Genomic DNA, 11,237 nt, shown 5'->3' on the forward strand with positions numbered 1-11,237 from the left:
GTGCGTCCTTTCGTAAAACCTTGATGATAAATTCTAGTTTATGTTCAAGTGATCGCCCCGTTAATCTTCGGTCCGCATACTTCCGTTAATAATTCTCGGAGGTTCCGGCATGCTCGAACTGGTAAAAACTGCATTGCTGAAGCCCTACACATTTATTGTGTTGGCAATTTTCATCTGCATTGTCGGGCCGTTGGCTGCACTGAAAACCCCTACGGACATCTTCCCTGACATTGGTATTCCGGTGGTAGCGGTGGTCTGGTCTTACAACGGCCTGTCGCCGGATGCAATGTCCGGGCGGGTGATGTACACCTACGAGCGGACCTTGAGCACCACGGTCAATGACATCGAACATCTGGAGTCGCAATCGTTGCCCGGTATGGGCATTCTGAAGATCTACTTCCAGCCTGGCGTCGATATCCGTACCGCCAACGCTCAGGTGACGGCGATCTCGCAGACCATCCTCAAAGAGATGCCGCCGGGTATCACGCCTCCATTAATTCTCAACTACAGCGCCTCGACGGTGCCGATCCTGCAGATGGCGTTCTCCAGCCCGACCTTCTCGGAAGCGAAGATCCGTGACCTGGTGTTGAACAACATCCGTCTGCCGCTGACCTCCGTGCACGGCCTGGCGATGCCGCCGCCCTTTGGTGGCAAGCAGCGCCAGATCACCCTTGACATCGACCCGCAGGCGCTGGCCGCCAAAGGTCTGTCGGCGCAAGATGTGAGCGTCGCGCTGGCCGCGCAGAACCAGATTGTCCCGGTCGGTACCGCCAAGCTGGGCCGCAGCGAATACACCATTCAGATCAACAACAGCCCGGCGAAGATCGACGACATCAACAACTTGCCGGTCAAGCTGGTGGACGGCGCCATGATCACTATCGGCCAGGTAGCCCATGTGCGTGACGGTTCACCGCCACAGACCAACGTGGTGCGCGTCGACGGTCGTCGCGCGGTGCTGATGCCGGCCCTGAAAAACGGCAGCACGTCGACGTTGTCGATCGTCAGTGGTATCCGCGACATGCTGCCGGTGATCAATGAAACCCTGCCGCCGGAACTCAAAACCTCGTTGCTGGGCGACGCGTCGGTATTCGTCAAACAGGCGGTGGGCAGTGTGGCCCAGGAAGGCATCATCGCTGCGCTGCTGACCAGTGTGATGATTCTGCTATTTCTCGGTAGCTGGCGTTCGACGCTGATCATCGCCGCGTCCATTCCGCTGGCGATACTGTCGGCGATTACTCTCCTGTCACTTACCGGACAGACCCTCAACATCATGACCCTCGGGGGGCTGGCGTTGGCCGTCGGTATTCTGGTGGACGATGCCACGGTGACCATCGAGAACATCAACTGGCACCTGGAGCAGGGCAAATCAGTTAAGGTGGCGATTCTCGACGGTGCGAAGCAGATTGTTGGCCCGGCCTTCGTATCGCTGCTGTGCATCTGCATCGTGTTCGTCCCGATGTTCATGCTGCAGGGCATTGCCGGCTACCTGTTCCGGCCGATGGCGCTGGCGGTGATCTTCGCCATGGCCAGCTCGTTCCTGCTGTCACGGACCCTGGTCCCGACCCTGGCGATGTTCCTGCTCAAGCCCCATGTCGAACATCTCGACAGCGAGCCCGCCGCCAAGCCCCGCAATCTGCTGGTACGCGGCTTGGTTGGCTTCCAGCAGGGTTTCGAGCGTGGCTATTCCAAGGTTCGCGATAATTACCACGGGTTGCTGTTCCTGGCCCTGAAGTACCGCAACCGGTTCATGGCGGGCTTCCTGCTCTGCGTACTGGCCAGTTTTGCATTGCTGCCAAGCTTAGGTGAGGACTTCTTCCCGACGGTGGACGGCGATGCGCTGGCGCTGCATGTACGCCTGCCACTGGGTACGCGGATCGAGGAAACCGCTGCCACCTTCGACCACATCGAAGCGCGTATTCGCCAGGTAGTGCCACCTGGCGACCTCGACACGGTAATCGACAACATCGGTATTCCGCTGAGCGGCATCGACGTGGCCTACAGCAACACTGGCACCATCGGTCCGCAGGACGGTGACATTCAGATGCTGCTCAAGCCGGACCATGCGCCGTCGGCCGAGTACATGAAAAAGTTGCGTGAAGTCTTGCCGCAAAGCTTCCCGGGCGTTCAGTTCGCCTTTACCCCGGCGGACACCACCAGCCAGATCCTCAACTTCGGGACACCAGCGCCGCTGGACATCCGCGTCTCCGGCCCGGATGTCACTGCTACGCGTAACTATGCCCTGGCGCTGCAAAAGCGCCTGCGCCAAGTGCCGGGTGTCGCCGACATGCGTATCCAGCAGGCCACCGGTTACCCGGCGCTGCAAGTCAACGTCGACCGTACCCGCGCCCAGCAGTTCGGTATCACCGAAAAGGACGTTACCAACAACCTCGGCACTTCGCTGGCGGGTAGCTCTCAGGGCTCGCCGCTATTCTGGCTGAACCCGGCCACCGGCACGTCTTACGCCGTGGTGGCGGCGACGCCCCAGTATCGCCTGGACACCCTGCCCATGATCGAAGCACTGCCGATTTCCGGTAGCAACGGGCAGGTCCACACGTTGGGTTCACTGGCGACCATCGACCGCGTCGACAGTAACGCCGTAGTGAGCCACTACAATATTCAGCCGACGCTGGACATCTATGCCAACGTGCAGGACCGCGACCTGGGCAGTGTGGCCAAGGACATCCAGAAGATTCTCGATGACGCCGCCAGCCATCGTCCCAAAGGCACTACGGCCAGCCTGCATGGCCAGATTGATGCGCTCAATACCGCGTTCAGCGGCCTGAGCTTCGGCCTGCTCGGCGCCGTGGTACTGATCTACCTGCTGATCGTGGTCAACTTCCAGTCGTGGGTCGACCCGTTCGTGATCATCACCGCGTTACCGGCTGCCCTGGCGGGGATCGTTTGGATGCTGTTCCTCAGCGGCACGGCGTTGTCGGTGCCAGCGTTGACCGGGGCCATCCTGTGCATGGGCGTGGCCACCGCCAACTCGATCCTGGTGGTGAGTTTCTGCCGCGAACGTCTCGAGGTACACGGTGACGCCTTCAAGGCAGCCCTTGAAGCCGGCTATACCCGTTTCCGCCCGGTCTGCATGACCGCCCTGGCGATGATCCTGGGCATGTTGCCGCTAGCCATTTCCCAAGAGCAGAACGCTCCCCTCGGACGCGCCGTGATCGGCGGTCTGATCCTGGCCACCTGCGCCACCCTGCTGTTCGTACCGGTTGTTTTCAGCCTGGTACATCGTCGCTTTCAACCTCGTGCCGCTGCTGGAGAATTACCTCATGTCGCCTGACCACATCCCGTCACGCAAACGCCTTACGCTGATTGCCGCTTGCGGGATAACCCTGGCCGCTGCGCTGGTCATCAACGGCCTGGTTTCGCGTAACAGCCAAGCCCAGGCAGTGACCAACTGGACCATGGCCCAGGCCATACCCGTGGTGCAAGTGATCAAGCCCACTGGCAGCGAGGACAGCACCCTGCGTCTGCCCGCGAGGCTGGATGCCTGGAGCCAGGCGCAGATTTACGCTCGGGTAACCGGTTATTTGAAAAGCTGGAATACCGACATCGGTATCCGGGTAAAGGCTGACCAAGTATTGGGCGAGATCGACACTCCGGAGCTTAATCAGCAAGTCGCTCAGGCCAAAGCAAAGCTTGGGCAGGTGCAGTCCAATTTGCGTATCGCCGAGACCACGGCCACTCGCTGGAAAAATTTATTAAGCACGCGTTCGGTTTCGCAGCAAGATGTCGACGTTAGATTGGCCGCAGCTGACGGTGCGCGATCAGATGCGGCTGCAGCCGCAGCCGACTACGGACGCCTGACTGACTTGCTAAGTTTCAAGACCCTGCGGGCGCCATTCGCTGGCACTGTCACGGCCCGTAATGTCGATATTGGCCACTTGGTCACCGCTGATAGTGGGGGAGGTCTGGCGTTGTTCAGCATCGCCGACACCCGGCGCTTGCGGCTGTATGTGCAGATTCCGCAAGACTACGTAAGTGTCGTTCATCCTGGCCTGACAGTAGATCTTACGGTGCCGGAACATCCCGGTCAGCGCTTCAAGGCGACATTGGTGGGCAACTCGACCTCCATCGACCCTCGAACCGGCGCTCTGATGGCGCAATTCACTGCGGAAAACCCGGATGGGGCGCTGCTGGCGGGCAGCTATGCGCAAGTAACTTTCAAGGTTCCTTCTAACCCCAACGCAGTGACTATCCCGGCCACTGCACTGGTTTTCCGCGCGGCCGGTACCCAGGTGGCGGTGCTCGGCAAGGACGACCATGTGCACATGCGCACCGTGCACATCGGTATGGACCTCGGCAACCAGTTGATGATTGACCAAGGCATCAACGCCGATGACCAGGTGATCGACAGTCCCCCCGATTCGCTGGGTGAAAACGACGTGGTGAAACTCGCCGACCAGGGAGCTTCCAATGCGAGCAAGGCTTGATCGCATGGTAGTGCTGATGGCGCTGGCCCTACAGGGCTGCTCGCTGGCCCCGACTTATCAGACCGCGAGCACACCGTTGCCGGCGACCTACCGTGAAGACACCGCCGACGGCCCGTGGAAAACCGCGCAACCGGCAGACCATCTGCAACCTCAATGGTGGCAGGTGTTCAATGACCCGACGCTAAACGAGTTGCAGCAGCGCTTGCTCTCGGCCAACCCAAACCTGGCTGCGGCCCTGGCGCATTACGAGGCAGCCGTGGCCTATGCCGGGCAGATCCGCGGCGGGTTGTTCCCGACGATCACCGGCAGTCTGCAACCGGTGCGCCAGCGCCAATCCGAGAACAAGCCGTTGCGTGGCAGCGGCCAACCCAATGTCTATAACAGCGATACGGCGGCCTTAAACCTGAGTTTCGACGTCGACTTGTGGGGCAGAATTCGCAATCAAGTGGCGGCCGGCGATGCCCAGGCCCAAGCCTCGGCAGACGACTTGGGGGGCGCGCGGTTGAGCCTGCAGCGCCAGTTGGCCAATCTCTACGTGCAGATGCGCGGCCTCGATGCGCAAGCGCAGATCCTCGGTGATTCGCTCAACGGATACCAGCAAGCGCTAAAAATGACTCAGGATCTCTATCAGGGCCAGATCGCTTCGGAGCTGGATCTGAACCGGGCGCAGAGCGAACAGGCACTGGCCCAGGCCGGACTGGATGACATTCGTGCCCAGCGCAATCTTGCGGAGCACGCCATGGCGGAATTGGTCGGCGAACTGCCGAGCGATTTCAACCTGACCGTGAACAGCGAGCCACTGACCTTACCGAGCATTCCCAAGGCACTGCCAGGCACGTTGTTACAACGCCGCCCCGACGTCGCTGCCGCCGAGCGTCGGGTTTTCGCCGCCAACGCGGGCATCGGCGTCGCCCGCGCGGCGCGCTACCCGGACTTCAGCCTGACCGGCCTGTTCGGTGGGCAGACCATGGGAGTGGGCAGCTTGCTCTCGTCGGCCAACCGCATCTGGGCAATCGGCCCGACACTGACCCTGCCGATCTTCGATGGCGGCCGTCTGAATGCCGCCGAGTGGCAATCCAGAGCCGAGTTCGATGCAGCTTCGGCGAATTATCGCGCTCAGGTGCTCAAGGCTGTGCGCGAGGTCGAGGACAACCTCGGCCAGCTGCGCGACCTGGCATTGGAATCCACGGACCAGCAGGCTGCCGTCGACGCTGCACAGCGCGCCCAGAGCATTGCGCTGAACAGCTTTCAAGCCGGGGCCGTCAGTTATCTGGAAGTTGTGACCGCACAGAACCTGGCATTGCAGGCGCAACAACATTTGGAACTCGTAAAAACTAACAGGTTACAGGCAAGTGTAGGGCTTGTGGTCGCGCTAGGTGGGGGATGGGAGGTCAACCAGTCGGGCGATTGAATTGTCTATTGGAGCGGTTGAAGAAGTTTGATAATCAGGTCCATGAAATCGAGAGTCAAATTGTCGCCTGGCACCGCGTCAACGGAAATAGCCGCAAACTGGCCAAGATGCCAGGCATCGGGTCGGTCACGGCCAATGCGATGGCAGCCTCTCTTGGTGATGCCAGGAGTGAAGACATCAACTTAACCCTGTAGCGGAGCAACTCTATTGATTACTCAAGTGATCATGAATTGATGGTAAAACTGGTAAGAGCGTGGTCAAGAAAATCTGACCTGCACAGCGTGCCCGAGCACACGGATCTATTGAGAGCTCGGCCAGCGGAGGCAGGTAACGGTCATTCATATCGCGACCGGTACTGCGGGCTGGAAAACAACATCGCACAGTTGTTCAGTCTGTTCGGGTTGGCCAATATGATGCTGGCCAAGAGATTTTTAAAACGTGCGTCGGGATAAAACCGCCTGAAACACGGGGTTGACCCGCCAATCCGCAAAATAGGGGCTGAAACCGGCCTCAGAAGCGTGGAATAAGGCCCGGGGTTGAGAGAAGCCGGTTTGAAAGTGGCGCGGGGGACGAACAGGTGAATTGTTCAGCGCCTCCCTAGGTATATGCTGCTTTTCGCACTTTAAAGTAACAGGAGCGTCGTACATGCTTAACCTCAATCTTGAAACACAAGTGGCGCTTATAAGTGGCGCGGGCGCTCCGGACGGTATAGGAATGGCGATTGCTCGTCGGCTGGGTCGTTCCGGGGCCAAATTGATCGTCAGTGCTAGTAGTGCCCGTATTGCGGACCGAGTTGCTGATCTGAAGGCCGAAGGCTTCTTGGCCGAGGGAATGGCTGCGGACCTTACCGATGAGAGACAAGTACGGGAATTGGTTGAGTGGGCTTATAGTCTTTGGGGGCGAGTTGATATTTTGGTGAATAATGCGGGCATGGCTATGCAAGGTAGTCCAGAACCGTTCTCGTCGTTAGCTGACATGACCCTCGATATTTGGAATCTGTCGTTAACACGTAATTTAACAACGGCGTTCTTGCTCACTCGGGAAGTATTATCAGGAATGCAGAAACAAGGTTATGGTCGCATCGTTAACATCAGTTCGACTACCGGAACTCGGTGCAGTAATCCAGGTGAGGCGGCCTATAGTGCGGCGAAGGCCGGCATGCTTGGAATGAGTATGGGATTGGCTCTGGAGGTCGCCAAAAAGGGCATCACGATCAACAGTGTCGCCCCAGGCTGGATCGCCACAGGATCAAGTAGCGAAGAAGAAATAGAGGCTTCGCGGTACACACCTGTGGGGCGTGCCGGGCGACCAGAGGAAGTGGCTGCTGCGGTAAATTTCCTAGCCTCTCCAGAAGCTAGCTACATCACCGGAGAGGTCATAGTCGTAGACGGTGGAAACTCTCTGGTTGAGAGCAAGGCGCCGTGATATTCAGGGAACATAAAAAGACTACCAAACCTGGTGAAATTCACCTGCCTTCCAAACCGAACGGTAATCCCTGCAGCGTCGAGTTGCCATGCGGGCAAGGAGCGATGACCGTGAAATGGTCGGCCTCCGATCCTGATGGCTGTGCCCGATTCGTTCGCGACCTAACGCAATGATCCGCATCGACTTCATCTGGCTCGCCACCGAGCCCATGGACATGCGAGCCGGCACTCTGGTTATCTTTGGAGGAGATGTTCGAATGTTTTGCTCCATAGAAGCCAGCCTTTCTGTTGCCTGAAGTTTTCTCAGCGATCCAGGGTAATGAGAATGTCTGCCCAGTTGATTGCACTGGCTGTTCTAAAAAAACGCACCGCAACGGCATGACCGCTGCCCCCAGTATTTCGTCCTTTGGGATAGCAAGTAACCTACTCAGCAACCCACCTGTCAAAAAATTTATTTTGCGGGGAACAGGGTGAAAGGCCGAAGGCTTCAGGATGAGTTCAAGCCAGCCAACAGTGTGTTGGCTGAACTCAAAACTGGAGATTTGCCATGAACACCCTTAAAGCTTTTTTGATCGTGACGTTGATGAGTGCCTCTGTAGCCGCGATGGCAGAAGGCGGTGGTGACACCGTCATGGCCAAGATGGAGGCTGCACGAGCATCCGCTATGACAACGTCCCAACAGTCTGGGTCTGCAACTGCCATTGCCACCAATCAGAAAGCGTCGACTGGCGATGCCGCCCGTGCGAATTGATCGTGCGCACGCCCCATCAATTTTAAGAAGTCATCCGCTGTATCGGTTAAATAATCGAGGTTCAATAGGCTATGACCCGTCTCACGCTTCTGTAGGAGGCTTGTAGGGGGCGGGTACTCCTGTTTTTTTGTGGTGAATAACAACTCGACGTCCTCCTCGACCAACTTGGCTTGATCAAGCCTGGGCCGCGAGCCTGGCGATCTCAGGCCGTGCGAACGCTCATCAGATCCATCCGACAGCCCGGTTCGGCGTCGTACACGGTGAGCGTCATCTCATGCAGGCGTGCCACTGCCGCAACCATGCTCAGGCCCAAACCATTACCTGAAGTGTGGCGGCTCGATTCTGAGCGGTACAACCGTCGAAAAACCGCCTCGCGCTCGGCCGGTTCAATGCCCGGGCCGTTATCGCTGACCCGCAGACCGGGGCCCTCGGGCGCCATAATGACGGCCACTTGAATGAGTCCGTTGTCCGGGGAGAATTTGACGGCGTTATCCAGCAGATTGCAGACAGCGTCGAACAATAATTGTGCGTCCCCGGAGCGCAGTGCCGGCGTGTTGGCGGGCGTGAAACTGAGGGTGATACCGCGTTCCTCGGCAAGCGGTTCGAAAAACTCCGCCGCGTCAGCACCGATCTGATTGAGGTCTACTTCCGAGAAATTGCTGCGTCGGGCGCTGCCCTCGATTTCCGAAATTCGCAGCAGAGCCCGAAAGGTCAGCATCAGGCCGCGCGCTTCGGAAATCGCCGCGTCGATGGTTTCGGCGTACTCGTCTTCCCGCAGGCCTCTGCGCTGTGCGCGCTCAAGTCCTGCAATCAGTCGAGTCAGCGGGGTGCGCAGGTCATGGGCGATATCGTCACAGACACCTTTGACTTCGCTCATCAGGCGCTGAAGTTCGTCCAGCATGCCGTTGACCACGTGTGCAATCCGGTCGATGTCATCGTGGTTGCCACGTGTCGGCAGACGACCGCTGAGATCGCCCTCGATAATGCCTTTGATCGACGTACTGAGCGTGTCCAGCCGACGCCGCGCTGAGTGGCCGAGGAGGACAGCACCGACCAGCCCCACCACCACCAACAGGCAGCCGCCGGAAATCATGGCATTGACCAACAGTTCGTCGAATTCGCGGATGTCGTGCATGTCCTGAGCGACGAGCAGGATTCTATTATTGTCGAGTCGATGAACCATGAAACGTATTGGCCGATCACTGCCGTTGGGCGTCTCCCAGCGAAATTCCTCTGGCTTGTCAAAGGCCTGGAAGGGTGGCAGCGTACGTAGTGCACCGGCAATGTACTTGCCCTGTTCATCGAACAGGGTGTGAGGCAAGCGTGCTTCGACGTCCTGGATCTTGTGCCTGCGAATCTCTTCCTCCAGCGACACCGGCGTTTGCCGGCTGCGGTTGTCCACCTGGCGATACAATGCCGCGTCTGCTTCGGACGTCAAGTAGACCGCTGTTTGCCAGTAGATGTAGTCGAACAGCGCCAGGAAGGAGCAACCAAACAGCGCCAAGAACATCAAGCCGGTGCGAAAGCTGATGGTGCGGGGAATTTCACTCAGGTGAACGGAGAACATAGCCTGCCCCACGGACGGTATGGATCATGGGTTCTTCGTCGTCGCCGTCAATCTTGCGACGCAGCCGGCCGATGTGCACTTCAATCACGTTGGTGCGTTCGTCGTAGCTGTAATTCCATACGGCTTCGAACAGCATGGTGCGAGTCACCACTTGATCGGCATTGCGCATGAGATGCTCGAGCAACGCATATTCGCGGGGCAGCAACTCGATTATGCGTTCGCCGCGACGCACGCTACGGTTGAGCAGATCGACTTCCAGTTTGCCGACTTTCAGTCGGCTTTCACGATCAGTGCCGGCCGGCACGCTGCGACGACGGCTCAAGGCGTCCAACCGAGCGGTCAGCTCGATGAACTCGAAGGGTTTGGTCAGGTAATCGTCGCCGCCGGCACGCAAGCCTCGGACACGTTCATCGAGTGCGCTCAACGCGCTGAGAATCAGCACCGGGGTGGCAATGTTGGCGGCGCGCAGGGCGGTGAGCACGCCCAGGCCGTCCACCGATCCGGGCAGCATGCGATCCAGAACGATCAGATCGAAGTTGTCGCTGAAGGCCTGTAGCAATCCTTCTCGACCGTTATCGACGCAGGTCACGACAAAGCCATAATCCTGCAAGGCGGCTTCGATTTCGCTGGCAGTGGTGACGTCGTCCTCAATCACGAGTACATGGGGCATGGATGCGCAGTGCTCCCTGGAATTGATGGAAGTCGGAGAACTGGTGTGAACCCCGTGGCAGTTGCATAGTGTGCCAACGCGCAGCGAACATAAAGGTCGCGCCAACATGAAAAAAAGTTTAGCTGGCCATCCCGGAGGCGGTTTTGCGGATATTGGTAGTTGAAGACGATCAGCGAGCGGCGGCCTATCTGGTACGCGGTCTGAGCGAAAGCGGGCACATTGTCGACACGACCGAAGATGGCCGTGATGGACTGTCGATGGCAATCGAGGGCGCCTACGACGCGCTGATCGTTGACCGCCGCTTGCCGGGGATGGATGGCATTGCGCTGGTGGCACAACTGCGTGAACGCGGGCTACGTACACCCATCCTGATGCTCAGTGCCCTGGCCTCGACGCAGCATCGGGTTGAAGGCCTGGAGGCCGGTTGTGACGACTACCTGGCAAAACCCTACGCGTTCGTTGAAGTCTTGGCGCGGCTCGACGCGCTGCTGCGCTCGGCGGCCCCGCATCCCCGTGACACCTTGACCTTGCAAGCCGGCCCGCTGCGCTTGAACCGCGCCTCGCGCTCGGTCGTTCGTCAGGGCAAGACCATTGTGCTGCAGCAGCGAGAGTCGCTGATTCTTGAAAAACTCATGCGTCACTGCGGACAGGTAGTGACCCGCGACATGTTGCTGGAGAGCGCCTGGGATTATGCGTTCGATCCCAACGACAACGTCGTCGATAAGCACATCTATCGCCTGCGCCGCAAACTCGACGAGGGGTTTCCCTATTCGGTCATTCGCACCGTGCCGGGTGCTGGTTACCTTCTGGAAAACGAGGAAGAGCCCGGGCCCTTCGACGCCGAGAAGGCTCAGGACAGCGGGGTGGATGCTTCTTAAACAATTGTTTAGGTACAGAGGAGCGTGCTGACAGTCGCCGCGCCTTAATCTTCGAGCCCTTCGTGGAGTATTCCATCAGGTTTCGGAGATCGTC

The 11,237-nt window shown here is 58.7% G+C and carries 9 protein-coding genes and 1 pseudogene; 8 read left to right on the forward strand and 2 right to left on the reverse strand.

Features of this window, described 5'->3' with window-relative positions:
* Window positions 1–109 precede the first annotated feature (109 nt).
* The 7 genes and pseudogenes from JFU37_RS26310 (at window position 110) to JFU37_RS26340 (ending at window position 8,028) form a co-directional block, all read left to right on the forward strand.
* Window positions 110–3,289 (forward strand): efflux RND transporter permease subunit, encoded by a 3,180-nt coding sequence (locus JFU37_RS26310; RefSeq protein ID WP_201119954.1) that lies wholly within the window; start codon window positions 110–112, stop codon window positions 3,287–3,289.
* Window positions 3,279–4,442, forward strand: coding sequence for an efflux RND transporter periplasmic adaptor subunit (locus tag JFU37_RS26315; protein ID WP_201119955.1), 1,164 nt, complete (start codon window positions 3,279–3,281; stop codon window positions 4,440–4,442). Before JFU37_RS26310 ends, JFU37_RS26315 begins: the two co-directional genes overlap by 11 nt.
* Complete coding sequence (locus tag JFU37_RS26320) at window positions 4,426–5,853, forward strand: efflux transporter outer membrane subunit (RefSeq protein ID WP_201119956.1); 1,428 nt, start codon at window positions 4,426–4,428, stop codon at window positions 5,851–5,853. Before JFU37_RS26315 ends, JFU37_RS26320 begins: the two co-directional genes overlap by 17 nt.
* Before the next feature lie 17 nt (window positions 5,854–5,870).
* Window positions 5,871–6,047 carry a hypothetical protein gene (locus JFU37_RS26325; RefSeq protein ID WP_201119957.1) on the forward strand — a complete coding sequence of 59 codons (177 nt, stop codon included), beginning with the start codon at window positions 5,871–5,873 and terminating at the stop codon, window positions 6,045–6,047.
* A gap of 156 nt (window positions 6,048–6,203) precedes the next feature.
* Window positions 6,204–6,305, forward strand: a pseudogene (locus JFU37_RS26330) (IS5/IS1182 family transposase); the annotation flags it as partial.
* Between the two features lie 193 nt (window positions 6,306–6,498).
* The gene (locus tag JFU37_RS26335; protein ID WP_201119958.1) at window positions 6,499–7,278 is read left to right on the forward strand and encodes an SDR family NAD(P)-dependent oxidoreductase; all 780 of its coding nucleotides are present in this window, start codon (window positions 6,499–6,501) and stop codon (window positions 7,276–7,278) included.
* 546 nt (window positions 7,279–7,824) lie between these two features.
* Window positions 7,825–8,028: a co-regulatory protein PtrA N-terminal domain-containing protein gene (locus JFU37_RS26340; RefSeq protein WP_201119959.1), complete on the forward strand. Its 204-nt coding sequence runs from the start codon at window positions 7,825–7,827 to the stop codon at window positions 8,026–8,028.
* A 202-nt stretch (window positions 8,029–8,230) separates the two neighbouring features.
* Here the strand turns inward: JFU37_RS26340 and JFU37_RS26345 are convergent, their stop codons facing one another.
* Window positions 8,231–9,595, reverse strand: coding sequence for a sensor histidine kinase (locus JFU37_RS26345; RefSeq protein ID WP_201119960.1), 1,365 nt, complete (start codon window positions 9,593–9,595; stop codon window positions 8,231–8,233).
* Window positions 9,573–10,265, reverse strand: coding sequence for a response regulator transcription factor (locus JFU37_RS26350; RefSeq protein ID WP_201119961.1), 693 nt, complete (start codon window positions 10,263–10,265; stop codon window positions 9,573–9,575). The genes JFU37_RS26345 and JFU37_RS26350 overlap by 23 nt, the downstream gene beginning before the upstream one ends.
* Before the next feature lie 143 nt (window positions 10,266–10,408).
* Here JFU37_RS26350 and JFU37_RS26355 point away from each other — a divergent pair, with 143 nt between their 5' ends.
* Window positions 10,409–11,143 carry a response regulator transcription factor gene (locus tag JFU37_RS26355; RefSeq protein ID WP_201119962.1) on the forward strand — a complete coding sequence of 245 codons (735 nt, stop codon included), beginning with the start codon at window positions 10,409–10,411 and terminating at the stop codon, window positions 11,141–11,143.
* The last annotated feature ends 94 nt before the right edge of the window (window positions 11,144–11,237 follow it).

Origin of the sequence: Pseudomonas sp. TH41 (genome assembly GCF_016650695.1) — a bacterium.
GTDB lineage: Bacteria > Pseudomonadota > Gammaproteobacteria > Pseudomonadales > Pseudomonadaceae > Aquipseudomonas.